The organism is Streptomyces tremellae (assembly GCF_039540215.1).
GTDB lineage: Bacteria > Actinomycetota > Actinomycetes > Streptomycetales > Streptomycetaceae > Streptomyces > Streptomyces tremellae.
In genome coordinates this window covers 1-26693 of sequence record NZ_BAABEP010000040.1, presented here as the reverse complement: position 1 = coordinate 26693, position 26693 = coordinate 1, and the positions used below count along the sequence as shown (strand labels likewise).

Genomic DNA, 26693 nt, shown 5'->3' with positions numbered 1-26693 from the left:
CCATGACCGGGACCAGGCGGTCCGCGACGGGCCCGCCCGCCGGGGCGGCCCCTTGGCCGGGAGGCGCCGCTCGGGAGTGGCACAGACAGCGCGCGGCGCGGCTCGCGCAACTCCGGTGTGCCCGTCGCGCGCCCCTTACGATGGCGCGCATGCCAGTGACCGGCTCGTCCCTTCCGCCGCCCCGCGCGGCCGGGGCGCGCGGCCTGCTGGTCCTGGCCCTGCTCGTCGGCGTCCTCGCCATGCACGGACTGCCGATGCGGGTGGACGTCGGGCGCCATCTCCCGGGCGGTACGGCCGGCATGGCCGCACCCACCGCCGGTGCACGGCCCGCGGCCGGCACGGGCGGTCCGCACCGCCCGGCCGTCCGCGAAGGGGGCCCGTACGGGCCCGCGGGGTCCTGGGAGGCCCGGCCCGCGACCGGCCGCGGGCCCGCGCCGTGCGGTGGCGGCGCGGAGGGCGGGCACGGGCACGCGGCGACCATGTGCCTCGCCGACGCCGTCGCCGCCGGATACGTGCCGCCCGCTCCGGCTCCGGCCGTCCACGCCGCCCCGGCCCGCGGCTCAGCCGCCCCCGCAGGCCCCGCGTCAGCGGCGGCCGAGTGCCGGGCACCGCCTGACCTGAGCGAACTCCAACTCCTGCGGATCTAGGACGCGCCCGCCCGGCACGGCCTCCGCGCGTCCGTGCCGCGCCCCGGACGCGCCCACGGCACTCCGGCGCTCCCCTCGGGGACGCCGTCGCCGTGGGCACCCCTGACCGCCCGTACGCAGATCCGCAGACCCGTACCAGGAGTCGCACCAGCATGACCGGAACCATGACCACGAAGACCACGAAGACCACGAAGACCACGGCGGCCCCGGCCGCCCGCCCCCGCGGCGCGTCCCGCGCCGCCTCGGCAGCCGCGCTCGCCGTGCTAGCCCTCGCCGCCTGCGGCGGCACCGCGCAGACGGACGGCGGCGCCCCTGCGACCGGCGGCCCTTCGGCGCCCGCGAGCCCCGGGCCGCACAACACCCAGGACACCGCCTTCGCGCAGGCGATGATCCCGCACCACCGGCAGGCCCTCGCGATGGCCGCCCTGGCACCGGGCCGGGCGGGCAGCGCGGCCGTGCGCACGCTCGCCGCGCGCGTCCGGGCCGCACAGCGGCCGGAGATCACCCTCATGACCGGCTGGCTCACCGCCTGGAATGCCGGCCAGTCGCCCACGGCCACGCCGCCCGGCCGCGGTGGCACGGCGGGGATGACCGGCACGATGGGGGAGGACGACATGGCCGCCCTGCGGCGGCTGCGGGGCCAGGCGTTCGACAGGGCGTTCCTGACGATGATGATCGGCCACCACCAGGGCGCCCTCGCGATGGCGCGCGCCGAGCGCTCCGGCGGTGTGTACGCCCCGGCGAGGAAACTCGCGGCGTCGATCGAGGCGTCCCAGGGCGCCGAGATCGCGCGGATGCACGCGCTGCTCGGCGACGGGCATCCGGCGCACACCGCACCGGCCACGGACAACACGCAGGGCACCCACGGCCTGCGCGACTCCCACGACCTGCACGACACACCGGGCATGCACGGCATGGACGACGCGTCCGGCCGCCACTGAGGACGGTCCCGCGGGGCGCCCCGGTTCCCCGGTGCGCCCCGCGGCACCCTCAGTCCACGAGCGCCTGCCGGACAAGGCTCCGCAGGTACGCCCTGATGGGGTACGTGCTCGACGGCATCAGCTGCGTGAAGAACGACACGGTGATGTCCTCACGGGGGTCCACCCAGAAGGCGGTGCTCGCCGCCCCGCCCCACCCGTACTCGCCGCGCGAGGCGAGCCCGTGCAGGGCCACCGGGTCCGTGACGACGGAGAAGCCGAGGCCGAAGCCCGTGCCCTCGAACGCTGTCTCGGCGAACAGCCGCCGGCCGAAGCCCTCCAGGTCGGCGCCGCCCGGCAGTTGGTTGCGCGCCATGTGGTCGACCGTCCGCGAGCCGAGCAGCCGTACCCCGTCCACCGCGCCGCGTCCGCGCAGCATCCGGGTGAAGCGATGGTAGTCGGACGCCGGGCCGATCAGCCCACCGCCGCCCGAGAGGTGAGCGGGCGGCGTCTGCGCCCTGCCCGAGGTGCCCGTCCTGCTGAGCACCCCGCCCGGCCCCCGCACATACAGCGACGCGAGCCGGTCGGCCCGCTCCTCGGGGACGTGGAAACCGGTCTCCTTCATACCGAGCGGCTCGAAGATCCGGGTGCGGAAGAAGGCGTCGAGGCTCTGCCCAGACGCCACCTCGACCACCCGGCCGAGCACGTCGGTGGCGAGCGAGTAGTTCCACTCGGCGCCCGGCTGGAACAGCAGCGGGATCCCGGCCCACGCGTCGCACGAGTCGGCGAGCGTGAACCCCTCGGGCGTCCCCCACTCGAACCCCCGGGCGCGCAGCATGGCGTCGACGGGGTGCGCCCGCAGGAAGCCGTAGGTGAGGCCCGCGGTGTGGGTGAGGAGGTGCCACACCGTCATCGGCCTGGCGAGGGGCACCGTCACCGGCTGGAGGTCGCTGCCGCCAGCGAACACCCTGAGGCCGGCGAACGACGGGATGAACCGCTCCACCGGGTCCGTGAGCTGGAGCGCCCCCTCCTCGTACAGCATCATCGCGGCCACCGAGGTGACCGGCTTCGTCATCGAGTACCAGCGCCAGAGCGTGTCGGGCTCCACCGGGCGGCCCGACTCCACGTCCCGGTGGCCGTACGTGGACAGGTGTACGAGGCGCCCGCCCCTGCTCACCGTGATCAGCCAGCCCGGCAGCCTGCCGTCGTCCACGTACGGCCGGAAGTACCGGTCGATGCGCGCCAGCCGCTCCTGGTCGAAGCCGAGCTCTCCGGCCTCGGCCTCCACCCCGAAATCCGCCATGTGCCGCCTCCTTGTAGCGCCGCGCGGGACGCCTCGCCTCCGCCGTCCCGCGTGGCGGCTGCGCCCCTGGACCGTGGCAGCCTGCCACCCCGCGCCACCTGCGGCAAGGCCCACCAGGCGGGTGGGGTGCCGCCACGGAACGCGGTGGTACCGCACCGGTTCGCCGGGCAGACCGGCGGGACCCCGCGAGTGCGCCGAGCTGATCAGGGAGCTGCTGTACGCCCAGCAGACCCAGGGCCTTCGAGCGGCTGGCGCGGGAGCGGCGCGGCGGCTGGCCGCGGCCGTCCCGGGACCGGTCGTCCGAAGCGGCCCCCCCCCGAGCGGTGCGGCGGCCGGGCGCGGTCGTCCCAGCGGCCGTCCCGGCGCGGCCGTCCCCGAGCACCGGGGCGGCGCCGCGGCCGGGGGGCGTGCGGGACGCGACCGGTCGGCACCGGTCCGCCGGGCGCGCAGGCCAACAGGCAGACGTGGTGTCAGCACGGCGGAACACGGCTGTGACACGACCTCGCCGACGGCAACCCGTGTTTATTCCGGAAGACTTCATTCCGAAATCTGCCGCCGGTGAAGTAGTGGCCGTAAGCGGTACTGAGGCCACCGGGCACCTGCCCCGGCGGCCCGCCCCGGAATCCCGCCCGGAGGTGGCGCATGCCCGACTCCACGACCATCGGCACACCCGCTGCCGCGCTCCAGCCGTCGAAACCGGCGGCCCCGTACACCCCGGCCCCCGGCTCCCACCACCCCGTCGCCGTCGTCGGCGGCGGACAGGCGGGCCTGTCCGTCAGCTACTGCCTGCGGGAGCGCGGCATCGGCCATGTCGTCCTGGAGTCCCACCGCATCGGCCACGAGTGGCGCACCCGGCGGTGGGACACCTTCTGCCTCGTCACACCGAACTGGCAGTGCCGACTGCCAGGACACCCCTACCGGGGCGACGACCCCGACGGCTTCATGGTGCGCGACGAGATCGTCCGCTACCTGGAGGAGTACGCGGCGCGCTTCCAGCCGCCCGTGGCCGAGGGCGTGACCGTCACCCGGCTGCGCCACGGCGCCCACGGTCCCTATGAACTACGCACCACCGCAGGAGAGTTCACCGCCGACCAAGTGGTCGTCGCGACCGGCCCCTACCACCGCCCCGCCGTGCCCCGCCTCGCCGAGCGGCTGCCCGCGGCCGTGCACCAGCTGCACTCCTCCGAGTACCGCAACCCGCACGACCTGCCCGAGGGCGCCGTCCTGGTCGTCGGCACCGGCCAGTCCGGCTGCCAGATAGCCGAGGACCTCCACCTCGCGGGCCGTGAGGTCCACCTCGCCGTGGGCAGCGCCCCCCGCGTCGCCCGCGCCTACCGCGGCCGCGACTGCGTCGCCTGGCTCGACGCCATGGGCCACTACGAGAAGACCGTCGACTCCTTCCCCGACAGCGACGCCGTGCGGATGCGCGCAAACCACTACGTCACCGGGCGCGACGGCGGTCGCGACATCGACCTGCGGGCCTTCGCCCGCGACGGCATGCGGCTGTACGGACGCCTCACCGGCGTCGACGGCAGCTCGCTCGCCTTCGCCGACGACCTCGCCGAACACCTCGACCACGCCGACGCCGTCGCCGAGTCCATCAAGGACTCCATCGACGCCCACATCGACGCGTTCGGCATCGACGCCCCCACCGAACCCCGCTACACACCGGTGTGGCAACCCGCGCCCCCCGGCACCCCCGCGTCCCCGCACACCGCGCTCGACCTCGGGAGCGCCGGTATCAGCACCGTGGTGTGGGCCACCGGCTTCACCCGCGACCACCGCTGGATCGAGGTGCCCGTCTTCGACGGCCGCGGCTACCCGATGCACCGGCGCGGCATCACCAGCAGGCCGGGCCTCTACTTCATCGGCCTGCCCTGGCAGCACACCTGGGGCTCGGGACGCTTCGAGGCCGTCGGCCGCGACGCCGCCTTCCTCGCGGGGCACATCGACGCCTCCCGGCGCGTGGCCGACGTGTGCGGCGCGCTCACCGGCGCCCCCACCGCCCTGTCCGCCGCGCTCCCCGTGGGCTGAGAGGACACACCGCCATGCACCACGACGCACATCGCCACATCGGCGTCCTGCCCGCCTACCCGTTCTACGGCGGCCCCCCGGTCCACCCCGACACCACCGCGCGAGCCACCGTCAAGGAACTCCTCGCCGACCTCGACCGCGAGGGCACGGAACGCGCGCTCGTCCTGCCCAACTACGGCGTGCCCGACCCGTCCGTCGCCTTCACCTTCAACGAACTCGCCCTGGAAGCAGCCCAGTCCGACGACCGGCTGCGCGCCGCCCTGTGGGTGTCGCCCCGGCCGGAGGACGCCGAGCGCACCGAACAGGCCCTCGCCCTCGCCGGCGAGGACGGCGTACGCGCCCTCAAGCTCAGCTTCCTGCTCGGCGGCCACCCCACAGAACCGGCCTGCCGCCCCCAGCTCGACCGCATCTTCGCCACCGCCGAGACCCACCGACTCGTCGTCCACATCCACACCTCGCCGGGCGCCGCCTCCGACATCGACCAGGTCGGCCGGCTCGTCGAGTGGTACGCCGACCGGGTACGGCTGCACCTCGTGCACTTCGGCGGCGGCATGAGCGGCCACATCAAGCTCGTCGGCTCCCGCTTCTTCGACTGGATCGCCGAAGGCAGGCAGGTGTACACCGACCTGTCCTGGGCCATCGGCTTCGCCCCCTACTGGCTCGCCCGGGAGATCGAGCGGCGCGGCAGCGGCCACGACCGGGTGCTGTTCGCCAGCGACCAGCCGTGGGGCGACTTCGCGGGCGAACACGCCCGCATGGCCGCGGCCGTGGGCGACGGCGAGCTCGCCCGCCGCGTCTTCCGCACCACGTTCGCCGACCTCTACGACTGACCGGGCCCAACCCCCAGACCACCCCTCCCCACTGCCCGTCCTTGCACCCACCACACCGAGGAGACCCACCATGTCAGAGACCGCCGAGCTCACCGAGGTTGAGCAGAAGTCGCTCACCGAGATCGCCCACCCCTCCCTGCCCGAGGGCTCCACGATCTACGGCACCACCAAGGTCTTCCCCGACTACAAGGCCGAGGACGGCGAGACCTACTTCACCCTCGTGCACGGCATCGCCCACGAGTCCTCCGTGAGCTTCGTGGCCGTACTCCAGGCGACCCGCGCCCTGCGCAAGGGCTTCGAGACCGCCATCTACTTCTACGGCCCCGGCTCGCTCAACTGCCTCGCCACCCGCGGCTTCCCGACCACCGGCAACTCCGCGTTCCCCGGCGAGCACAACATCAACAACCAGCTCAAGACCTTCATCGCCGAGGGCGGCAAGGTCTACTGCTGCCGCTTCGGCCTCTCCCTGCACGGCGCCCGCGAGGAGGACCTCATCGAAGGAGTCATCCCCACCCACCCGCTCGACGTCCAGGACGCGCTGATCCACTACGCGCGCAAGGGCGCCATCATCAACTCGACCTACCAGCTGTAGGAGGTACGCGGTGAGCGCCGACACCGGAACGGCCCCCGAGGCCGCACAGCACGCGAACCCCGTGGACGTCCGCATCCTGACCCGCGCCGACCTCGCCCTGCGCGGGATCAGTACGGACACCCCCCTGAGGCGTCCCGACGGAGCGGGACCGAGCGACGACGGCCATGTACGCGTCGACGGTGTGGGCGCCGCCCTGCCCATCGACCCGGCGAGCCCCTACGCCGTACGGGACGGCAGGGTCTGGCTCGGTGAGGACGACACCGGCCTGACCCTGACCCCCGTACGCCGGCCCCGGTTCTACGACCTCGCCACCGCAGACGGCGTCCCCTACGAGCACATCGCCAGGCTGCACGGCACCGACGTCCTCGCCACCACCGTCGTGCAGACCTGCATGCGCTACGCCGAGAGCGACCGCTGCCGCTTCTGCACCATCGAGGAGTCCCTGCGCGCGGGAGCCACCGTGGCGGCCAAGACCCCGGCGCAGCTCGCCGAGGTCGCCGAGGCCGCCGTACGGCTCGACGGCGTACGGCAGATGGTGATGACCACCGGCACCACCACCGGGCCCGACCGGGGCGCCCGCGCCCTCGCCAGGTCCGTGCGCGCCGTACTCGGCGCCGTGCCCGGACTGCCTGTCCAGGTCCAGTGCGAACCGCCCGCCGACCTCCGCTGGATCACCGAACTCCGCGAAGCGGGCGCCACCGCCATCGGCATCCACGTCGAATCGCTCGACGAGGACGTGCGCAGGCGGTGGATGCCGGGCAAGGCGAGCGTGCCGCTCGCCGCCTACGAGGAGGCGTGGGACGAGGCGGTCCGCGTCTTCGGCCGCAACCGCGTCTCCACCTACCTCCTCGTCGGACTCGGCGAGGATCCCGACGAGCTGATCGAGGGCGCGGGCCGACTCGTCGACCGGGGCGTCTACCCGTTCGTCGTGCCCTTCCGTCCCATGCGCGGCACCCTCGCGGCCCGCGACGGAGCCACCGCACCCGACGCGGACCTGCTGGCCCGCGTCACCGCCGCCGTCGCCGCGAAGCTGCGCGCCGCCGGCATGCGCGGCGCCGACCAGGGCGCGGGCTGCGCGGCCTGCGGCGCCTGCGGCGTCCTGTCCACGGCGGGCGGGTGAGCGCGCCGTGACCACACTCGACGGCGGCCCCCCGCCGCTGCCCAAGGCGGCCCCGCCGCAGGACATCCTGGCCCTGCTCGGCGACCACAGCACCCTCACCGCGCGGCGGAGCGCACCGCCCGCCTTCCACGTCGAGGAGGCCGCGGACCCCGCGGCCCTCGGCGCCTACCGGCGGCTGCGGCACGACGTGTTCGTCACCGAACAGGGCCTGTTCGACCGGCACGACCGCGACGAGCACGACGACGATCCGCGCACCCTCAGCCTCGTCGCCCGCGATCCGTCGGGCGCGGTACTCGGCGGCGTGCGCCTCGGACCGGCGCACGGCGGCGCGGACATCGGCTGGTGGGCCGGCGGCAGACTCGCTGTCCACCCCGGCGCCCGGCACCGCGGCGGCATCGGCGCCGCCCTCGTGCGCGCCGCCTGCGCCCGCGCCGAGGCCGCGGGAGCCCTGCGGTTCGACGCGACCGTCCAGGCCGCCAACGAGACGCTGTTCACCCGCCTCGGCTGGCGCAGCGTGCGCCCGGTGACGGTCGCGGGCCGCCCGCACGTCCTGATGCGCCACCCCGTCGGCCGCGTCCAGGCGCTCGTCACCGCGGCCAAGGGGCCCCTGGGGGACCTGCTCTCCGCGCTCGCGGACGGCCCGCCCGGCACCCTCGGCGGCCCCGGATACGTCGGCGACGACGGCGCGCCCGTACCCGGGGGCGGCGGTCTCGTCGCCGCCTGCGATGCCATCCTGCCCGCGCTCGCCGAGCGCGACCCCGACTGGGCCGGCTGGTGCTCCGTCCTGGTCAACCTCAACGACCTGGCCGCGATGGGCGCACGGCCCGCCGGGCTGCTCGACGCCGTCGCCGCGCCGGACCTGCCGCACGCCCGGCGCCTGCTCGGCGGGCTCGCCCGCGCCGCCGCCGCGTACGGCGTGCCCGTGCTCGGCGGCCACACCCAGCTCGGCGTGCCCGCCGCGCTGAGCGTCACCGCGCTCGGCCGCGCCGCCCGGCCCGTGCCCGGCGGCGGCGGGCGCCCCGGGCACCGCGTCCGGCTCACCGCCGACCTCGGCGGCGGCTGGCGCCCCGGCTACCACGGCCGCCAGTGGGACTCCACCACCCGCCGCACCACAGCGGAACTCACCGCCATGCTCGGCGCGGTGGCCGCGGCGGCGCCCGCGGCCGCCAAGGACGTCTCCATGGCGGGCGTCGTCGGGACCCTCGGCATGCTCGCCGAGGCCGGGGGCTGCCGCGCCGTGCTCGACGTCGCCAACGTGCCGAGGCCGCCCGCCGCCACCGCCGGGGACTGGCTCACCTGCTTCCCCGGCTACGCCATGCTCACCACCGAAACGCCCGAGCGGTCCCGCGCCCTGCCCGCGGGCCCCGCGACGAGCGCCGAGTGCGGCGAACTGACCAGTGGAGAAGGCGTCGGGCTGCGCTGGCCCGACGGAGAGATCACCGAAGCAGTCACCGCAGCGGTGACCGGAATGGGGACCGCATGACCACTCTGCGCATGGCGGCGTCCGCCGCCGCGTACGGCCGCGACCTGGAGGCCGACTTCGCCACCGTGGCCGCCGTCATCGCCGAGGCCCGGGAGCGCGGCGTACGGCTGCTCGCCCTGCCCGAGGCATGTCTCGGCGGCTACCTGCTCAGCCTGGACACACCGGACGGCGCGGGCGACGCGGGACCGCCGCCGCTCGACCAGGACGGGCCCGAGATCCGGCGGCTCGCCGCGCTCGCCCGGGAGATGACCGTGATCGCCGGGTACTGCGAGGCCGACGGCGGACAGCGCTACAACAGCGCTGTCTGCGTCACCGGCGACGGCGTGCTCGCCAACCACCGCAAGGTGCACCAGCCGCTCGGCGAGAACGCCTCCTACGCGTCGGGAGACCGCTTCGACGCCTTCGACACGCCCGTCGGCCGGATCGGCATGATGATCTGCTATGACAAGGCGTTCCCCGAGGCCGCCCGTGCCCTCGCCCTGGACGGGGCCCGCATCGGCGTCTGCATCTCGGCCTGGCCGGGCGCGCGGACCCGCCCGGCCGCCGACCTCGCGCAGGACCGCTGGAAGCGCCGCTTCGACCTGTTCGACCGGGCCCGCGCGCTGGAGAACCAGATGGTGTGGCTCTCCGCCAACCAGGCGGGCACCTTCGGCTCGCTGCGGTTCGTCGCGGGCGCCAAGGTCGTCGACCCCGGTGGCGACGTCCTCGCCGACACCGGGACGGGTCCGGGACTCGCCGTCGCCGAACTCGACGTGGACGACGCCCTCACCACGGCCCGCCGCGCCATGGGCCACCTCCGCGACCGGCGCCCCGACGCCTATCCGCCCCTGTCGCTGCCCGCGCCCGCCCGCGCCTGAGCCCGAGGACCGCCCCATGGACAGCAGAGCCGCCCCCGGCCGCGCCCCGCGCGGCCCCAGACCGCCCGGCACCGTACGGATCGCCGCCGCGGCGGCCCACTTCGGCCGTGACCTCGACTTCGACCTCGCGCGCATCGGCAAGATCGTCTCCGACGCCCGTGACCACGGCACCGACCTCCTCGTCCTGCCGGACGCCGCGCTCGGCGGCTACCTCGCCGACCTGCGCCGCCCCGACCCGGACGCGCTGCCGGAAGCACTCAAGCCCGACGACCCGCTCATCCACGAGATCGCCCGCCTCGCACGGGAGATGGTGGTGTGTGTCGGCTACTGCGAGGCGGCGGGCGCCGCCCGCCACAACTCCGCCGTGTGCGTCAGCGGCGACGGCGTGCTCGGCCGCCACCGCAAGGTCCACCTCCCGGCGGGGGAGACGGTCGCCTACACGCCGGGCGACCGCTTCGAGGCGTTCGACACCCCCATCGGCCGCATGGGCATGCTCATCGACTACGACAAGACGTTCCCCGAGTCGGCCCGCAGCCTCGCCCTCGACGGCGCGACCGTACTCGCCTGCCTCTCCGCGTGGCCCACCAGCCTCACCAACCGGGCGCCCCGCCTCGCCCAGGACCGCCAGGCACGCCTCTTCGACCTGTACGACCAGGCGCGCGCCGCGGAGAACCAGGTCGTCCTCGCCTCCGCCAACCAGACCGGGGCCATGGGCGGCATGCGCTTCCTCGGCCAGGCCAAGGTGGTCGGGCCCGGCGGCGACATCCTCGCCCGCACCTGGTCCAAGGCCGGGCTCGCCGTCGCCGAGCTCGACGTGGCCGCCGAGATCGACCGCGCCCGCCGCATCCTCAGCCACATCGACGAACTGCGCCCTGCCGCCTACCGCACCGGACGGCCCGTATGAAGGTGGCCCTGCTCAGCTACTCCACCAAGCCGCGCGGCGGCGTGGTGCACACCCTTGCGCTGGCCGAGGCGCTCGCCCGCACCGGACAGGACGTCACCGTGTGGACGCTCGGCCGCGACGGCGACCACGGCTTCTACCGGCGGGTCGACCCGGCCGTGCGCACCCGCGTCGTCCCCTTCGCCCCCGGCGGCGCGGAGGAGACCGTGGGGGAGCGGGTGCTGCGCTCCATCGACACGCTCCGCGACGCGTTCGCGCCGCACGCCCGCGGGTACGACATCGTCCACGCGCAGGACTGCATCAGCGCGGGCGCGGCCGGCCGCTGCGTGCGCACCGTCCACCACATCGACCACTTCACCACGCCCGAACTCGCCGCCTGCCACGAGCGCGCCCTCGTCGAGCCGTACGCCCATGTCTGCGTCTCCCGCTCCGTCGCCGACGAACTGCGCGCGGGCTGGGGCATCGAGGCCGCCGTCATCCCCAACGGCGTCGCCTACGAGCGCTTCGCCACCACCGACCCGGCGGCCCGCGCCCGCAGGCGCGCACAGCACGGCCGCTACATCCTCACGGTCGGCGGCATCGAACCCCGCAAGGGCTCGCTCGACCTGCTGGAGGCGTACGCGCTGCTGCTGGAGCACGACCCGTCGCTGCGGCTCGTCGTCGCGGGCGGCGAGACCCTCTTCGACTACCGGGACTACCGCGCCCGCTGGGAGCGCAGGGCCCGCGCGCTCGACGTGGCGCCCACCGTTCTCGGCCCCGTGCCGGAGGACGACCTGCCGCCCCTGGTCGCGGCGGCCGAGGCGTTCGCCTTCCCCTCGCTCAAGGAGGGCTTCGGACTCGCCGCGATGGAGGCGCTCGCCGCCGGCGTGCCCCTGGTCGTCCGCGACCTGCCCGTGCTGCGCGAGGTGTTCGGCGACGCCGCGCGCTTCGCCGCGGATCCCGCCGCCCTCGCCCGCGAACTCGCCGCCGCGGTCGACCCGGAGGACCAGGACCGGGCGGGGCGCCGCCTCGCGGGCCGCCGGCTCGCCGCCCGCCACACCTGGCGCGCGGCGGCCCTGAGCCACCTCGCCCTCTACGAGAAGCTGGCCTGACCGCCTGACCGCCTGACCGCCTGACCGCCTGACCGCCTGACCGCCTGACCGGGCCCCCGGCCGCCCGTCCGGGCGGCGGTCCAGGGCTCCGACCGACCGCCGGGGCCTGGGATCCCGCCGTCGCGATCAGCCTCGGTGGCCGCCGTGGGCCGGGTGGGCGGGCGGCACCGGACGGGTGCGCGACGGCGGCGCCTGCCGCGGGTCGCTGCCCCACTCCTTGTCGGGCTCCGACCCCATCACCAGCGTCAGCCGCCCGCCCGACACGATCTCCTCGTGGGTGATCCACGCCCGGTTCAGCACCCGCCCGTTGAGCCGCGCCGAGCGGATGTACATGTTCGCCGCCGAATTGTGCCGCGCCTCCACCGTGAAGCGCGTACCGCGGCTCGTGGTGAACACCGCCTCGTCGAACAGCGGGCTCCCCAGGGCGTACACGCCGCTCGCCGGGGCCACCGGATAGAAGCCGGACGCCGCGAGCACGTACCACGCGGACATCTGCCCGCAGTCGTCGTTGCCCGCGAGGCCCGCGGGTCCCGTGGCGTACGCGTACTCGCACACGTACCGCGACCACTTCTGCGTCAGCCAGGGCGCGCCCGCGTGCACGAACGTGAACGCCATCTGGTGCACCGGTTCGTTGGAGTGGTTGTACGCGTCGTTCCACTTCATCATCTCGTCCGGCGGGGTCCGCTCGAACATGCCGTTGAGCCGGGAGACGAACGCGTCGCGGCCGCCGAGGAGTTCGATCAGGCCGGGCACGTCGTGCGGCACGTACCAGCCCTGCTGGTCCGGGTTGGACTCCACGCACCCGTCCTGGTCGCCCATCCACGAGCCGTCCGCGTTGCGGCCCCTGAACCAGCCCACGTCCTTGCTGAAGACGTTGCGGTAGTTGCGCGACGTGCCGTCCAGGCGCCGCGCGTCCGCGTGCCGTCCTGTCGCCTCGGCGAACCGGGCCAGCGCGTAGTCCGCGTACGCGTTCTCCAGCGTCTTCGACAGGCTCGTGTCGACGCAGTAGCCGAGCCGCGTCCAGTTCTCGAAGTCGTTCCTGTTGGACTTCTCCGCCGGGCCGAGTGCCACGTCGCGGCAGTACGCGTACGCCTTGTCCACGTCGAAGCCGCGCACCCCCTTCACATACGCCTCGGAGATGATGTTCACCGCGGGGTCGCCGACCATCGTGTCGGTGTCCGTGCCGAGCAGCTCCCAGCGGGCCAGCCCCTTCACCGCGCCCGAATCCGTCAGTGCGAGCAAAGTGTTGACCTGGTCGCTCACCGTCTGCTCGTCGATGATCGTGAGCAGCGGGAACTCGCCGCGGAAGACGTCCCAGCCGCTGAAGACCGTCCGCTGCGTGAACGGGTCGTGCCGCACGGGGCCCTCGCCGAAGCGCGAGGCGCCGTCCGCGTCGCCGGAGATCCGCGGGTCGATCATGGTGTGGTAGAGCGCCGAGTAGAAGATCTCCCGCTGGGCGTCCGTACCGCCCCGGACCGCGACCCTGCCGAGTGCGCCCGCCCAGGCGTCGCGGGCCGCGGCGTGCGCGCCGTCGAAGTCCCAGCCGGGCAGCGAGTCCTGCAGGTTGCGCCGCGCGCCTTCGACACCCGTGAACGAGACCCCGGCCTTCACCAGCACCCGCTGGCCGGCGCGCACCGGGAACTCCACGAAGAACCCGGCGCTGTCGCTCGCGCTGCTCTGCTGCGCGGCACCGCGGTGTACCGTGTCGCCGTCCCAGGTGCCGAGTGAGCCGACGGGACGCTGGAAGCGCATCGAGAAGTAGACCGTGTACTCGGGGCCGTTGCCGCAGATCCAGCCGCCGCCCGAGCGGTCGGCCCGCATCGAGCCCTCGACGGTGTACGGGTCGGCGAGCCGCAGCTCCTGCGCCACCGAGTGCGAGCCGTCGAAGCCGACGCGGCGCGCCAGGTCGACCTTGATCCGGCCGGTGCCCGCCTCCTGGAAGGTGAACCGCAGCATGCCGGCGCGGCGCGCCGCGGTCAGCTCGGTGCGCACCTTGTACCGGTCGAGATCGACGGCGTAGTACCCGGCACGCGCCACCTCGGTCTCCTTGCGGAACGGGCTCTTGGCCGCGTCCCTGCCGGTGACCAGGTCGCCGGTCTCCGGCATGACCTGGAGGTTGCCGAGGTCGCCGTAGCAGCCGATGCCGCCGAGATGGAGGAAGCTGAAGCCCTCGATCGTCGTCATGTCGGCCGAGTAGCCACTGCCGTTGTCGCCGCCGCTGACGGTGTCCGGGCTCAACTGCACCATGCCGAACGGGGTGTCGGCGCCCGGGAACGTCTTGCCGCAGGCGGTGTCGGGGGACGTCGTCAGCGCGCCGGTGAGCGGGTTGACGAGATCCACCGGCGCGGTCGCGCGCCGCGCGGTCGCCGCGGTGGCCGCCGCGCGGGAGGCGGACCCGGCCCATCCCGCTGCCTCCGCCTGGCCGCCCACCCCGAGGGCGACGAGCGCGCCCGCTCCCGTCCCGGCGAGGAACGTGCGCCTGTCCAGCCGGCTCTCAGGTCGGTCCCGGTCCACGGTCTGTGCCTCCACGCTGGATTCTGACAACGTTGTCTGACTCCGGGTCAACCTCCGTCATCGACCGGCCGCTGTCAAGGGTGCGGGCGGATCCCGCACGAGAGCCCCATGCCGTCCCGTGTACCGGGAGCACGCCGCCCGCGCCCCGCGCGTGGCCCGGTGGGGAAGGGCCGGGGCGTCGCCGTGGGCGTCAGCCCAGGGGGAACCCGCCTCAGCCCAGGGGGAAACCCGCCTCGTCGCCCACCACGGGGAACCCCGCGGCCCCGTCGCCGAGCGACTGCTCGGTCCAGATGGTCTTGCCCTTGCGGCCGTAGCGGCTGCCCCACCGCTGCGCGCACTGCGCCACGATGTAGAGACCGCGCCCGCCCTCGTCCGTGTCGCCCGCGCGCACCAGCCGCGGCTGCGTGTTGCTCGGGTCGGAGACCTCGCAGATGAGCACGGAGGAGCGGATCAGCCGCAGCCCGACGGGGCCGCCGGCGTAGCGCACCGCGTTGGTGACGAGCTCGCTCACGATCAGCTCGGTCGTCAGGCTCAACTGCCCGAGGCCCCAGGCATCGAGCTGCTCGTCGGCGAGCTTGCGCGCCTGGGCGACCGCCTCGGGATCGGCGGGCAGCTGCCAGATCACGGTGTCCGACGGCGGCACGACCCGCGTACGGGCCATCAGCAGCGCCACGTCGTCGCGAGGCTGCCGGTCGCCCAGGGTGCCGAGGAGCCGGTCGCCGAAGTCCCGCAGGCCGGTGTCCGGGCGCCACGACTCCGCGAGCCCGTCCCTGACCCGTTCGAGGCCCACGTCCGCGTCGAAGTCCGTGAGGGCGAGCAGGCCGTCCGTGAACAGCGTGAGCACACTGCCGGGCGCGGGTTCGAGGGTCACCGACTCGTACGGCACGCCGCCGACGCCGAGCGGAGGTCCTGGCGGCGCGTCGACGAACTCCGCTCTCCCGTCCGGCGAGACGAGGACCGGCGGCGGCTGCCCCGCGTTGGCGAGCGTGCAGCGTCCCGCGACCGGGTCGTAGACCGCGTACAGGCAGGTGGCGCCCACCGCGTCCTTCTGCTCGGCGCTCGTCTCCGCGGCGAGTCGCTGGATCAGGTCGTCGAGCCGGGTCAGCACCTCGGCCGGCTCCAGTTCGAGGTCGGCGAGCGTGAGGATCGCGGTGCGGAGCCTGCCCATGGTGGCCGTGGCGGGCAGCCCGTGCCCGATGACGTCGCCGATCACCAGCGCGGCCCGCAGCGACGGCAGGCCGACCACGTCGAACCAGTCGCCGCTGATGTCGGCGCCGCCGGTCGCGGGCCGGTAGGTGCCCTCGGTCTCCACCGCCGCCATGTCGGCGGCTGCGCGCGGCAGCAGCCGCTCCTGGAGTGAGACGGCGGCCCGGTGCTCGCGCGCGTAGCGGCGCGCGTTGTCGAGCCCGAGCGCGGCCCTTGAGACGATCTCCGTCAGCAGGACCAGCTCGTCGCCGTCCATCGGCTCCGGCTGGTCGGTCCGCCACACCGACACCGTTCCGAGGCCGAAGCCCCTGGCCAGCAGCGGCGCGACCGCCACCGACGTGGCGCCCTCGGGGATGAACCGCCGCGCCAGCTCCTCGGAGCCCAGCTCCGCTGCCACCTGCTCCCGGGTGAGGGTGAGCAGCTTGCCCTGTTCGAGGCGCTGCGTCTGCACGGTCTCCGGCAGCGGCGGATAGACGTCCCCGGGCCGCAGCAGTTGAAAGGACCGGTCGCCGGCCTCGCCCGCCACTGCGGTCCTGGTCAGGCCGGGCGTGGTCCAGCCGAGCAGCTGCGGCGGGTCCTCGCCGGCGAGGACGCCCTCCGCGAGGTCCACCGTCACGAAGCTGCCGAGCTCGGGCACGAGCACGTCCGCCAGGTCCTGCGCCGTGCGCCTGATGTCGAGGGAGGGCCCGATGAGCTCGGCGGCCTTCTGGAGCAGCGCGAGGTGCCTGCGGTCCCTGTTCTCCTTCGTCGCGTCATACGTGAGGACGGCGACGCCGTCGGGCGAGCCGTCGCCGTCGTCGAGCCGGAAGGCCGACACCGAAGCGACGGGGGAGGGGGCGCCCGGGGCGTCGGCGTGGCGCAGCGGCTGCACCCTGCTCACGACGGGCGTACCGGTGCGCAGCACGTCCGTCAGCAGGCGCCGCATGGTCTCGGCGTCGGGCTCGTAGAGCCGGGCCGCCCAGTCCTCGCCCTGCGGGGAGGAGCCCGCGAGCACCGTTGGGGCGGTGTTGGCGCGCAGCCGCCGCTGGTCCTGGTCGTGGATCGCCACGCCGATGCGGTCCTGCGCGAGCAGCGCCTGGAAGAACGAGATGCCCTGGGCCCACTCGGCGGCCGTCCCCGAGGCCAGCGCGATCAGCACCCGGTGGCCGTGCGGCGGCACGGGCACCACACCGTAGGTGATGTCCCGGCCCCCGGCCGCGCCGCGCCCGGTCCTTACGGTGTCGGCAAGGGTGACCGTCCGGCACGTGCCGGACGGGGAGACCATCTCCCACAGCGGCAGGCCGACCGCGTCGTCCGTGCCGCGTCCGAAGAGTCGGGCCGCCTCGGCGGACCAGGACACCACGGTGCCCTCCCCGTCCAGTACGGCGACGGCGACGGACTCGATCCGGAATCCCCCCCGAAGGACGCTGCCCTCGTCAGGTTCCACGCTGGCTCCTCTCGCCAGGCGAGAGAGTTTTCTCAACTTTAACCCGATATGTCACAACCTTGAATCCGGAGCGGCGGGGGCGCCCGCCGGGCGGGCCGGCCGCGCCGGTCCGTGGCCGGACGCCGCGCGTGCCGCCGCGGTCGCGGACCGTGAGGGCGCCGCCCGGCAGCCGACCGCGGGACCGGCGCGTCCGGGCTTCCCGCGGGCTCCCGTGCGGCGGGTCCCGCTTCCGGGGCCCGCGCCGCCCCGCAGACGGGTGCCCAGACCGCGGGCCGCCCACACGAGGTGTTTCCGTGCGGCACGCGGCGCGGTGGCCGGCGCGGAGCAGCGCCTCGCGCTCACCCCGCCGCGCTCACCCCGCTGCCGGTCCGCCGCCCGCGCGGGCCAGCCTGCGGGCCTCGGACTCCGCCGGGTCGAGGACCGGGACGGCGGCCAGCAGACCCTTGGTGTACGGGTGCTCCGGCGACTCGTAGACCCGGTCCGCGGGACCCTCCTCCACCACGCGGCCCGCCCGCATCACCAGCACCCGGTCGCTGACCTGCCGCACCACCGCCAGGTCGTGGGCGATGAACACCAGCGAGAGGCCGAGCTCGCGCTGCAGCTCGCCCAGCAGCCCGACGATGTTCGCCTGCGTGGTGACGTCGAGCGCCGAGACCGGCTCGTCGCACACCACCAGCTTCGGCTCGGGCGCCAACGCCCGCGCGATACCGACCCGTTGGCGCTGGCCGCCGGAGAACTCGTGCGGATAGCGGTCATACCACGCCGGGTCGAGGCCGACCCGGTCGAGCAGCTCCCGCACCCGGGCGCGCACGGACCTGTCGTCCAGGGCGCCCGCGGCCCGCAGCGGGTCGGCGATCGACTCGCCGATGCTGCGCCGGGGGTTGAGCGACGACACCGGGTCCTGGAAGACCATCTGGAGCTCACGCCGCACCGGCCGCAGCTGCCGCTCGCCGAGGTGCCCGATCTCCCGTCCCCCGTAGCGCAGTCCACCGGCGGACGGTTCGATCAGCCGGACCAGCATGCGGCCCAGTGTGGTCTTGCCGCTGCCCGACTCACCGACCACGCCCAGCGTCTCGCCCCTGCCGACGGTCAGGGACACCCCGTCGACCGCGGGGACCAGTCCGGCCCCGCGCCCGAACTCCTTGCGCAGGCCGGACGCTTCGAGGAGTACCTCGCCGCCGGCCGCGTCGGTGGCGCAGGCTGCGCCGTCCCGGACCTCCCGCACGGCCTCCACCGTCCGCACCGGCCGGGCGGCCGGCACGTCGGCGCGCGGCACCGCCGCGATCAGCTCCCGCGTGTACGCCTCGCGCGGCGCGCCCAGCACCTCTTCCACGGTGCCGCGCTCCACCGCCCTGCCCTCCCGCATCACCAGGACGTCGTCGACGGAGCCCGCCACCACCCCCAGGTCGTGGGTGACGAGGAGCAGCCCCGCGCCCGTCTCCGTGCGCAGCTCGTGCAGCAGGTCGAGGATCTGCGCCTGCACCGTCACGTCGAGCGCGGTGGTCGGCTCGTCGGCGACCAGCAGCCGGGGACGGCAGGCGAGCGCCATGGCGATCACCGCGCGCTGCCGCATGCCGCCGCTGAACTCGTGTGGACGCGCGCGCGAGCGGCGCGCCGCGTCCGGGATGCCGACCCGGTCGAGCACCTCCACGGCGCGCGCCCGCGCCGCCGCGCGGGCCGCCCTCGTGTGCACCCGGTACACCTCGGCGATCTGGTCGCCGACCGCGTAGTACGGGTCGAGGGCGGACAGGGGGTCCTGGAAGACCATCGCGGCGAGACCGCCGCGCAGCCTGCGCAGGTCGTCGCCCTCGGCGGTCAGCGCGTCGACACCCGCGACCAGGGCCGAGCCGCCGACCCGCGCGCCGGTGTCACGGTGCAGGCCGAGCAGCCCGAACGCGACGGTGCTCTTGCCGGAGCCCGACTCGCCGACGATGCCGAGGGCCCGGCCCGCGCCGAGCGCGAACGACAGCCCGTCCACCGCCCGCACAGGACCCTCCCCGGTCGGGAACTCCACGACCAGGTCGCGGACTTCGACCAGCGGCCCAGGGGCCGCCGCGGCACCGGCCCCCGGTCCCGCGCCCGCACCGGACACACCGGCGCCCACGCCGGAAGCACTGTCGCTCACTGGAGCACCACCCGTCGGTCGATCACCGCGTACAGCAGGTCGGCGCCCGCGTTCGCCACCACCACGCAGAACCCGGTCACCAGCACGAGACCCACCACCACGGGCAGGTCGATCTGCGCCACCGAGTCCACCAGCAGCCGCCCGAGGCCGGGCAGCCCGAACAGCGACTCCGTCAGCACCGCGGAACCGAACATCGTGCCCAGGTCGAGCGCGCTGAGCGCGATCACCGGGGTCAGCGCGCCGCGCAGCGCGTGCCGGGTCACCAGGTGCCGCTCGCTGACCCCGTAGGCGCGGAAGGTCCTGATGTGGTCCTCTGCCAGCGTCTCCAGCATCGAGGAGCGCGTGAGCCGCGCGTACTTGGCCGACTCGATCAGGGCGAGCGACACCCACGGCAGCAGCAGGCCCCAGAACCACTGCTGCGGGTCCGAGGTCAGCGAGACGTAGTCGGGGAAGGGCAGCCACTGGAGTGTCGAGCAGAACAGCACGAGCAGCAGCAGCCCGATGACGAACACCGGCATCGCGTTGCCCGCGAGCGTCAGCGCGGTCAGCGCCCGCTCTGTGAACCGGCCGCGCCGGAGCGCCGACATCAGGCCCGTGCCGACGCCGAGCAGCAGCCACAGCACCATCGCGCCGAGCGCGAGCGAGGCCGTCACCGGGAGCCGCTCACCGATGAGCGACGTGACCTGCTCGCTGGTCCGGTACGACACGCCGAGGCACGGGGCGTGGCAGTGCAGCACCCCGGTGCCCGTGGAGAAGTCGCGCCCCGCGACGACGCCGCCGAGGAAACGCGCGTACTGGAGGTAGAAGGGCGCGTCGACGCCGAGGCGCTGGCGCACCTGCTCCACCTGCGCGGGGCTGCACCTGGCCCCGCAGGTCAGCTGCGCCGGGTCGCCGGGGGCGACGTAGAACGCCGCGTAGATCACGATCGAGAGGACCAGCAGCACGACGAGCGCGCCGATCACCCTGCGGAACAGATAGCGCGTCATGCCGCGGCCTCCGTACCGCCCGCGGGGGCTCCCGCGCCGCCGTCGGGCGGCGGCGCGGCCCCCCGGCGACGCCCGCCGAGGCGCAGCCGCGACGCGGCACGCGGGTCGAGCGCGGTGCGGACCGCGTCGCCGAGGAGCGCGAACGACAGCGTCGTGATGAAGATCATCAGGGACGGCAGCAGCACGTACATCGGATCCGCCTGGAACCACGTCGTGGCCGACGTCAGCATCTGCCCCCACGACGAGGTCGGCGGCCGCACCCCCACCCCGAGGAACGAGAGGCCCGCCTCGCTCACCACGTTGGAGGGCAGCAGCAGCGCCGCGTACGTCACCACCGGTGCCGCGAGCGACGGCAGCAGCTCCCTGCGGGCCACGCGCCACGCCCCCGAGCCGCCGAGCCTGGCGGCCGCCACGTAGTCGAGCGACTTGAGGCTCAGCGTCTGGGCCCGCACCACCCGCGCCGTGCCGCCCCACCCGAGCAGCCCGATGACCAGCATCAGCAGCAGCGGGCGCGGGAAGCCGGCCGGCACGATCGCCATCAGCGCGATCGCGAACACCAGCGTCGGCAGCGCGAGCATCACGTCCGTGGTGTGCGCGAGCACCTGGTCGAGCAGCCGGTTGCCGAGGCCCGCGGCGAGCCCGAGGACCAGTCCGATCACCACCTGCACCACCGTCGCGCCGACCGACACGAGCAGCGACACCTGCGCCCCGTACACCAGGCGCGCGAACAGGTCGCGCCCGGTGCCCGGTTCGACTCCGAGCCAGTGCGCGCCGCTGACCCCGCCGAACGGCCCGGTCGGCACCCCGCCCGAGGCCGAGTTCACCAGGGCGTCGTGGTACGTGGTGGGGTCCTGGCCCTCCGCCGCGGCGAGCAGCGGCGCGGCGGCCGCGATCAGGATCAGCAGGACGAGGACCGCCCCGCCCGCGAGGGCGGCGGGCTGCGCACGCAGCCGCCGCCAGACCTGCCGGGCCCCGGCGGCGGGGGAGACCGCCGCCACCGGGTCGCCGGTGAGGAGTTGTTCCGTACTCATGCCCGGTGGTTCCGCGTCACTTCACCGCGACCTGCGAGATGTCGAGCACCCCGGTCCAGTCGCTGATCACCACGTTGCGCACGTCCTTGCCGACGAGCCGCTTGTACACCGGGTGCAGCAGCGGCACGGTCAGCGCCTTGGCGCCGATCTGCTGGTCCAGCGCACCCCACTGCTTCGCCGCGGCCGCGTGGTCGGTGAGCTTGTTGATGCGGTCGATGGTGCTGTTCACCGAAGCGTCGTCCAGCTGGGCGTTGTTGAAGTTCGAGCCGTCCTTGACGATCTGCCGGCCGTCGAAGATCGGGGCGAGGAAAGGACCGCCGGAGGGCCAGTCCGCGCCCCATGTCGAGAAGAACAGGCCGGGCTCGGTGGAGACCGCGTGCACCGTCTGCCGGTACTTGTTGTCCTCGAGGCCGTCCAGCTTGACCGTGATCCCGGCTGCCTTGAGGGCGCCCTGCACGGCCGAGGCCATCGCCGGGCCCGAGTTGTTGGCGTCGCTCTCGGAGTGCGTCAGCGTGATGGTGAGGCCGTGCGGGTAACCGGCCTGCTTCAGCAGCTCCTTGGCCTTCGCCGGGTTCCCGCTCTTTCCCGCGGGGAACGGGTCGTACGGCGTGTAGCCGAAGGCCGCCTGGTTCGGCAGGAAGGTCGTGGCGGGCTCGGCGAGCGAGGAGCCGCCCGCCGCGTTCACCGCCGAGGTGCGGTTGATCGCGTACGCGATCGCCTGGCGCACCTTCGGGTTGTCGAAGGGCTTCACCTTCGGGTTGAAGGAGAGGTAGTCGGTCTCGCCGAAGTGGCCGGTGCCGACGCGGGAGGCGAGCTCCTTGTCGCCCGTCACCTTCGCCAGTTCGGCCGGGCCGAGGTTGGTGTCGGTGGTGATGGCCGCGGCGTCGGGTCCTGAGCCCGCCGACAGCCGCTGGTTGATGACCGCCGTGTCGAGGCCGCCCTTCACGTCGATCGTGTCGGGGTAGTCCTTGCGCTGGCCGTCGGTCTTGGCGGACCAGTGCGGGTTGCGCTTGAAGGTCAGTTCGAGGCCGTTGTTCTCGTTCTTGACGACCTCGTACGGGCCGGAGGATATCGGGTGGTCCGCGTACTTGGTCCCGGTGTCCTTGGCCTTGGGCACCGGCGTGAACTGCGTCTGCGTCGCCAGGTAGGGGAAGTCGCCCTCGGGCTTGTTGAGATGGAAGACGATCGTCTTCGCGTCCGGCGTCTCGATCGCCGAGAGGCCCTTCTTGTCCTTGTAGGGCCCCTGGTAGTCCGCCGCGCCGACCAGCCAGTCCCGCAGGTACGGTGCGCCGCCCGACAACTCGGGCGCGAAGGACCGCTCGATGCCGTACTTGACGTCCGCGGTGGTGATCGGCGTGCCGTCCTCGAACTTCAGGCCGCTCTTGAGGTGGTACGTCCACACCGTGGCGTCCTTCGACGGCTCGCCGGTGTTGGTGGCGAGGTCGGGCACCACCTTGTTGCCCGCGGCGCCGTCGGCCCGGTTGCGGGTGGTCAGCGTACGGAAGACCAGGGACGGGATGTTGCCGCCGCCCGAGGTGTACTCGCGCGCCGGGTCGAAGTTGGTCATCGGCGTCTGGTTGAGGACGAGCAGCTTGCCGCCCTTCTTCGGCGCGTCGCCGCCGCCCGCGGCATCGCCTCCCTTGTCAGGGCCGCACGCGCAGGCGGCGACCGCGAGGGCCGCGGTGACCGCGACGGCGGCCGCCGTACGGCGTGGGGGGCGAGGTGATCGGGACATCGGCTACGGCCTTTCACTGCAAGGAACGACGTGGGGAGAGAGCCACGGAGCAGCGGAGGACCGACCGGAGGAAGGGGGAGCGCCGCGCCCGCGGAAGGGCCCGGAACGCAGCGGAGCACACACCGGGCACGCCGGTGGCGGGACTGCGGAAGCGGGCCGGTCAGCGACAGAGGATGTCGGCGACGCAGTGCCCGGTCACCCCGATGAGCGCCAGCGCGAAGGCGGCGCGCGGCAGGGGGCGGTGAGCAGTCATGCGGAGAAGACTGAACGATTGTCCGAAGGAAGTCAAAACGGTGCAGGTCAGCACCGCAGGAACGTGACCACGCTCACGCCCTGCGGCGTCCCGGCGGCGTCCACGCCACCTTCGCGGCCGGCATCCGGCGCGGGACGTGCGCGCCGCCGGCACCCGGCGCACGTCCGCCGCGCGGCCCCCGAACCGCCGAGGTGGGCGGCATCCGCCGCTCGGCGGGGTCCGGTGGGCGGATGGGGGCGTCCCCGGGCGGGCCGGCCCGTGTCGGCGCGGTGCGTGCGCCGCCGGTACCTACACTCGGGCCCCCACCACCCGCCCGTCGTGAGGAGCCGCCCGTGCCGCAGGCCTGCGACCCCGTGCCGGAGGCCGCCGCGCGCTGCCTCGCCTCGGCCCTCGCCTCCGTGTCGCCAGGGGACCTGTCCGCCGCGCGCGCCCAGATGGGCTTCTCCCTCGCCTGGCACATCGTGCTGGCCTGCCTCGGGGTCGGGCTGCCGCTGCTGACCCTCGGCGTCGAGTGGTACGGCGTCCGCACCGGCAGGCCGGAGCACCGGCTGCTCGCCCGCCGGTGGGCCCGCGCCATGGGGGTGCTGTTCGCGGTCGGCGCCGTCTCCGGGACCATCCTCAGCTTCGAACTCGGCATCCTCTGGCCCGGCCTGATGGGTCGCTTCGGCCAGGTCATCGGCCTGCCCTTCGCCCTCGAAGGCTTCGCCTTCTTCATCGAGGCGATCTTCCTCGGCATCTACCTCTACGCCTGGGACCGGCTGCCGCCCCGCGCCCACCTGCTGACGGGCGTGCCCATCGTCGTCGCGGGCGTCGCCTCCGCCTTCTTCGTCGTCTGCGCCAACGCGTGGATGAACCAGCCCCGCGGCTTCACCCTCCGCGAAGGGAGGGTCGACCACGTCGACCCCTGGGCCGCGATGATCAACCCGGCGGCTCCGCCCGAGACGGTCCACATGATCCTCGCGGCGCTGATGGTGGCGTGCTTCCTCACCGCCTCCGTGTACGCCGTCGCGCTGCTGCGAGGCCGCCGCGACACCTACCACCGCACCGGGTTCCTCGTCCCGTTCACCCTCGGCGCCGTCGCCGCGCCCTTCCAGATCGCCGCAGGCGACTGGGCCGCCCGCTTCCTCGCCCACTACCAGCCGATGAAGCTCGCCGGCATCGAGGGCGTCTACCGCACCCGCTCCCACGTGCCGCTCACCCTCCTCGGCTACGCGGACGGCGAGCGGCTGCGCTACGGCCTGGAGATCCCCGACGGCCTCTCCCTCCTCGTCGGCTACCACCCGGGCACCGTCGTACGCGGCCTGGAAGAGGTGCCGCGCGACCAGTGGCCGCCCGTCACCGGCGTACACCTCTCCTTCGACGCGATGGTCGGCATCGGCACCTTCCTGCTCGCCATGGGCGTGTGGCTGCTGCTCCTGTGGTGGTGGTCGCGCCGCACCGGCACCGCCCTGCTGACCCCGCGCGGCACCCGCCCCTTCCTGCTGCTCGCCGCGCTCGCGGGACCCGCCGCGGTCGTCGCCCTCGAATGCGGCTGGTGCGTCACGGAACTGGGCCGCCAGCCGTGGATCGTCTGGGGCGTCATGCGCGTCAGCGACGCCGTCAACCCCGCCCCCGGACTGATGGCGGGCCTGTGGGTGGTGCTGCTCGTCTACGCGGCGATGACCGCGGGCACCGTGTACGTCCTGCGCCGCCTCACCCGCACCACCCCCGTACCCGTCGCGCCGCAGGAGCGCGACGTCCAGGAGTACCCCGTCGTCTGACCCCCGGCCCGGCCGAGCGCCGCCGGGCCCCGCAGCAGGAGGCGTACGTGATCGCAGACGTGATGCTGGCCGTGATGTGGGTGGGCCTCACCTGCTACGCCCTGTTCGCCGGGGCCGACTTCGGCGCCGGCTTCTGGGACCTGTTCGCGGGCTCCTCAAGCCGCGGCAGGCAGCGCCGCTCCCTGATCGAACACAGCATCGGACCCGTGTGGGAGGCCAACCACGTCTGGCTGATCTTCGTGCTGGTGATGCTCTGGTCCTGCTTCCCGCCGGTGTTCGCGGCCGTCCTGTCCACGCTCTACATCCCGCTCACCCTCACCGCGCTCGGCATCATCGCGCGCGGCGCGGCCTTCGCGTTCCGCAAGGCCAGTACGGCGGTCTGGCAGCAGCGCCTGTTCGGCGGCTGCTTCGCCCTGTCCTCCGTCGTCACCCCGCTGTTCCTCGGCGCCGTCGCGGGCGGCATCGCCTCCGGCCGCGTACCGCCGGGCATCGCCGAGGGGGACACCGTCACCAGCTGGCTCAACCCGACCTCCGCGCTCGGCGGCGTCATCGCTGTCCTGACCTGCGCCCATCTCGCCGCCGTCTATCTGTGCGCGGACGCCGTGCGCGAAGGCGACACCGTCCGCGCCGCCGAGTTCCGCCGCGCGTCCGCCGCCGGCGGACTCGCCTGCGGCGCCGTCGCCCTCGCCGGCATCGCCGTGCTCGACCGGGACGCCCCCGTCCTCTTCCACGGCCTGACCCACCGCGCCCTGCCGCTCGTCGTCATCGGCGCCGTCGCGGGCCTCGCGGACCTGGCGCTGCTGCTGCGCCACCGGTACGTCCTCGCACGGGGCGCGGCCGCGATCGCCGTCGCGGCCATCCTGTGGGCGTGGGGCGTCGCCCAGTACCCCCGCATGCTCGTCCCCTCGACCACCGTCGCGGAGACCGCTTCCCAGACGTCCGTGCTGGTCGCCTGCCTGATCTCCGTCGGCGTCGGCTTCGTGGTGCTCGTACCGTCCCTGTGGCTGCTGTACGCGACGTTCCAGCGCGGCCCCGCGCCCGGCGGTCCGCGCGGGCCGCGTTCCGGTGGCGGCGCCGAGCCCGGCGGCGGCACCGCCTGACCGCGGTGCGAGGGCCGCCCCCGCGCGCCATCGCAAGAGAGCCGCGGCCCCGGGCAGCCCGATCCCCGCCCCGGCCGGTTGACCAGGGGTGAAGGACACTTGCTCGACAGGGACAGGACGGCGGGGGCGCGGCGGTGAGGGCCACAACAGCGGACTTCGAGGAGTTCGTCGCCGCGCGCGGACCGCGGCTGCTGCGTGCCGCCTGGATGCTCACAGGAGACGCGCACCTCGCGGAGGACCTGCTGCAGACCGCGCTCGCGAGGATGTGGCCCAGGTGGCCGCGCAGAGCGGCCCAGAACCCGGAGGCGTACGCGCGCAGGGTGCTCGTCAACATCTTGTCCTCCTGGTGGCAGCGGCGCTGGCGCGGCGAGGTCCCGGACTCCGCCCCCCCGACGTGTTCTCCGCCGTCGACCTGGAGCACACCCTCGCGCGGGTCGTGCACGCCCTGCCGCCCAGGCAGCGCGCCGTCGTCGTCCTGCGGTTCTTCGAGGACCTCAGCGTCGAGGAGACCGCTCAATTACCCGGCTGCCGCCCCGGCACCGTCAAGAGCCGGACGGCCAAGGCCCTGCGGGTGCTGCGCGAGCAGCTCACGGACGAACGGGACCGAGACGGGACCGAGAGGGGGACGCGTCCTGTGCGGGACACCGATGACGTACTCGAACAGCGGCTGCGCGCGCTCCTGAACGGCGCCGCCCCCCCTGCTCACCGCGCCGCCCGACCGGATGCGGCAGATCCGCCGCCGGGTCGCGGCGCGCCGCCGCCGCGTCGCCGTGCGCGGCACC

The 26693-nt window shown here is 74.4% G+C and carries 21 protein-coding genes and 1 pseudogene; 14 read left to right on the top strand and 8 right to left on the bottom strand.

The annotated features are described in order from the left end of the window. Positions 1-149: 149 nt before the first annotated feature. Both ABEA77_RS23600 and ABEA77_RS23595 read left to right on the top strand, forming a co-directional pair. Complete coding sequence (locus ABEA77_RS23600) at positions 150-647, top strand: DUF6153 family protein (protein ID WP_345651086.1); 498 nt, start codon at positions 150-152, stop codon at positions 645-647. 152 nt (positions 648-799) lie between these two features. After that, positions 800-1588 carry a DUF305 domain-containing protein gene (locus ABEA77_RS23595; protein WP_345651084.1) on the top strand — a complete coding sequence of 263 codons (789 nt, stop codon included), beginning with the start codon at positions 800-802 and terminating at the stop codon, positions 1586-1588. A gap of 49 nt (positions 1589-1637) precedes the next feature. Here ABEA77_RS23595 and ABEA77_RS23590 read toward each other — a convergent pair whose 3' ends face one another. Next, entirely contained in the window at positions 1638-2867 is a 1230-nt protein-coding gene (locus tag ABEA77_RS23590; protein ID WP_345651081.1) for a serine hydrolase domain-containing protein, read from the bottom strand. 642 nt (positions 2868-3509) lie between these two features. On the opposite strand from ABEA77_RS23590, the gene ABEA77_RS23585 reads away from it, so the two are divergent. From ABEA77_RS23585 to ABEA77_RS23550, 8 genes are all read left to right on the top strand, one after another. Next, entirely contained in the window at positions 3510-4901 is a 1392-nt protein-coding gene (locus ABEA77_RS23585) for an MSMEG_0569 family flavin-dependent oxidoreductase (RefSeq protein WP_345651078.1), read from the top strand. Between the two features lie 14 nt (positions 4902-4915). Continuing rightward, positions 4916-5731: an amidohydrolase family protein gene (locus tag ABEA77_RS23580; RefSeq protein ID WP_345651076.1), complete on the top strand. Its 816-nt coding sequence runs from the start codon at positions 4916-4918 to the stop codon at positions 5729-5731. 70 nt (positions 5732-5801) lie between these two features. Beyond that, on the top strand, positions 5802-6323 hold the full coding sequence (locus ABEA77_RS23575; protein WP_345651073.1) for an MSMEG_0572/Sll0783 family nitrogen starvation response protein: 522 nt from the start codon (positions 5802-5804) through the stop codon (positions 6321-6323). A 10-nt stretch (positions 6324-6333) separates the two neighbouring features. Further along, positions 6334-7443 (top strand): MSMEG_0568 family radical SAM protein, encoded by a 1110-nt coding sequence (locus ABEA77_RS23570; RefSeq protein WP_345651070.1) that lies wholly within the window; start codon positions 6334-6336, stop codon positions 7441-7443. 7 nt (positions 7444-7450) lie between these two features. Next, complete coding sequence (locus ABEA77_RS23565; RefSeq protein WP_345651067.1) at positions 7451-8926, top strand: MSMEG_0567/sll0787 family protein; 1476 nt, start codon at positions 7451-7453, stop codon at positions 8924-8926. After that, complete coding sequence (locus tag ABEA77_RS23560) at positions 8923-9783, top strand: carbon-nitrogen hydrolase family protein (RefSeq protein WP_345651064.1); 861 nt, start codon at positions 8923-8925, stop codon at positions 9781-9783. The genes ABEA77_RS23565 and ABEA77_RS23560 overlap by 4 nt, the downstream gene beginning before the upstream one ends. Before the next feature lie 16 nt (positions 9784-9799). After that, positions 9800-10687 (top strand): carbon-nitrogen hydrolase family protein, encoded by an 888-nt coding sequence (locus ABEA77_RS23555; RefSeq protein WP_345651061.1) that lies wholly within the window; start codon positions 9800-9802, stop codon positions 10685-10687. Beyond that, positions 10684-11775: an MSMEG_0565 family glycosyltransferase gene (locus tag ABEA77_RS23550; protein ID WP_345651058.1), complete on the top strand. Its 1092-nt coding sequence runs from the start codon at positions 10684-10686 to the stop codon at positions 11773-11775. The genes ABEA77_RS23555 and ABEA77_RS23550 overlap by 4 nt, the downstream gene beginning before the upstream one ends. Positions 11776-11901: 126 nt before the next feature. Here ABEA77_RS23550 and ABEA77_RS23545 read toward each other — a convergent pair whose 3' ends face one another. The 7 genes from ABEA77_RS23545 to ABEA77_RS23515 form a co-directional block, all read right to left on the bottom strand. Then, complete coding sequence (locus ABEA77_RS23545; RefSeq protein ID WP_345651055.1) at positions 11902-14304, bottom strand: GH92 family glycosyl hydrolase; 2403 nt, start codon at positions 14302-14304, stop codon at positions 11902-11904. A gap of 196 nt (positions 14305-14500) precedes the next feature. Continuing rightward, on the bottom strand, positions 14501-16921 hold the full coding sequence (locus ABEA77_RS23540; RefSeq protein ID WP_345651052.1) for an ATP-binding SpoIIE family protein phosphatase: 2421 nt from the start codon (positions 16919-16921) through the stop codon (positions 14501-14503). A 352-nt stretch (positions 16922-17273) separates the two neighbouring features. Next, complete coding sequence (locus ABEA77_RS23535) at positions 17274-19013, bottom strand: dipeptide ABC transporter ATP-binding protein (protein ID WP_345651173.1); 1740 nt, start codon at positions 19011-19013, stop codon at positions 17274-17276. 29 nt (positions 19014-19042) lie between these two features. After that, a complete protein-coding gene (locus ABEA77_RS23530) occupies positions 19043-20032 on the bottom strand; it encodes an ABC transporter permease (RefSeq protein WP_345651051.1) in 990 nt (329 codons plus the stop codon). Next, entirely contained in the window at positions 20029-21063 is a 1035-nt protein-coding gene (locus tag ABEA77_RS23525) for an ABC transporter permease (RefSeq protein ID WP_345651048.1), read from the bottom strand. Before ABEA77_RS23525 ends, ABEA77_RS23530 begins: the two co-directional genes overlap by 4 nt. Before the next feature lie 16 nt (positions 21064-21079). Continuing rightward, positions 21080-22798 carry an ABC transporter substrate-binding protein gene (locus ABEA77_RS23520; protein WP_345651046.1) on the bottom strand — a complete coding sequence of 573 codons (1719 nt, stop codon included), beginning with the start codon at positions 22796-22798 and terminating at the stop codon, positions 21080-21082. A 160-nt stretch (positions 22799-22958) separates the two neighbouring features. Further along, positions 22959-23051 carry an Ms4533A family Cys-rich leader peptide gene (locus ABEA77_RS23515; RefSeq protein ID WP_345651043.1) on the bottom strand — a complete coding sequence of 31 codons (93 nt, stop codon included), beginning with the start codon at positions 23049-23051 and terminating at the stop codon, positions 22959-22961. Between the two features lie 353 nt (positions 23052-23404). On the opposite strand from ABEA77_RS23515, the gene ABEA77_RS23510 reads away from it, so the two are divergent. The 4 genes and pseudogenes from ABEA77_RS23510 to ABEA77_RS23495 form a co-directional block, all read left to right on the top strand. Next, complete coding sequence (locus tag ABEA77_RS23510; protein ID WP_425588372.1) at positions 23405-24811, top strand: cytochrome ubiquinol oxidase subunit I; 1407 nt, start codon at positions 23405-23407, stop codon at positions 24809-24811. Positions 24812-24858: 47 nt separating this feature from the next. Beyond that, the gene (locus ABEA77_RS23505; RefSeq protein WP_345651040.1) at positions 24859-25911 is read left to right on the top strand and encodes a cytochrome d ubiquinol oxidase subunit II; all 1053 of its coding nucleotides are present in this window, start codon (positions 24859-24861) and stop codon (positions 25909-25911) included. 206 nt (positions 25912-26117) lie between these two features. After that, positions 26118-26216: pseudogene (locus ABEA77_RS23500) on the top strand (SigE family RNA polymerase sigma factor); the annotation flags it as partial. Beyond that, on the top strand, positions 26177-26693 hold a 517-nt coding region (locus tag ABEA77_RS23495; RefSeq protein WP_345651037.1), incomplete at its 3' end, for a sigma factor-like helix-turn-helix DNA-binding protein. The pseudogene ABEA77_RS23500 and the gene ABEA77_RS23495, both read left to right, overlap by 40 nt.

Bases quoted from the DNA above. Each gene is read 5' to 3' on its own strand.
- ABEA77_RS23580 (WP_345651076.1), top strand. From the start codon at position 4,916: ATGCACCACGACGCACATCGCCACATCGGCGTCCTGCCCGCCTACCCG.
- ABEA77_RS23550 (WP_345651058.1), top strand. From the start codon at position 10,684: ATGAAGGTGGCCCTGCTCAGCTACTCCACCAAGCCGCGCGGCGGCGTG.
- ABEA77_RS23590 (WP_345651081.1), bottom strand. From the start codon at position 2,867: ATGGCGGATTTCGGGGTGGAGGCCGAGGCCGGAGAGCTCGGCTTCGAC.
- ABEA77_RS23525 (WP_345651048.1), bottom strand. From the start codon at position 21,063: ATGAGTACGGAACAACTCCTCACCGGCGACCCGGTGGCGGCGGTCTCC.
- ABEA77_RS23560 (WP_345651064.1), top strand. From the start codon at position 8,923: ATGACCACTCTGCGCATGGCGGCGTCCGCCGCCGCGTACGGCCGCGAC.
- ABEA77_RS23515 (WP_345651043.1), bottom strand. From the start codon at position 23,051: ATGACTGCTCACCGCCCCCTGCCGCGCGCCGCCTTCGCGCTGGCGCTC.
- ABEA77_RS23575 (WP_345651073.1), top strand. From the start codon at position 5,802: ATGTCAGAGACCGCCGAGCTCACCGAGGTTGAGCAGAAGTCGCTCACC.
- ABEA77_RS23595 (WP_345651084.1), top strand. From the start codon at position 800: ATGACCGGAACCATGACCACGAAGACCACGAAGACCACGAAGACCACG.
- ABEA77_RS23555 (WP_345651061.1), top strand. From the start codon at position 9,800: ATGGACAGCAGAGCCGCCCCCGGCCGCGCCCCGCGCGGCCCCAGACCG.
- ABEA77_RS23600 (WP_345651086.1), top strand. From the start codon at position 150: ATGCCAGTGACCGGCTCGTCCCTTCCGCCGCCCCGCGCGGCCGGGGCG.
- ABEA77_RS23530 (WP_345651051.1), bottom strand. From the start codon at position 20,032: ATGACGCGCTATCTGTTCCGCAGGGTGATCGGCGCGCTCGTCGTGCTG.
- ABEA77_RS23585 (WP_345651078.1), top strand. From the start codon at position 3,510: ATGCCCGACTCCACGACCATCGGCACACCCGCTGCCGCGCTCCAGCCG.
- ABEA77_RS23520 (WP_345651046.1), bottom strand. From the start codon at position 22,798: ATGTCCCGATCACCTCGCCCCCCACGCCGTACGGCGGCCGCCGTCGCG.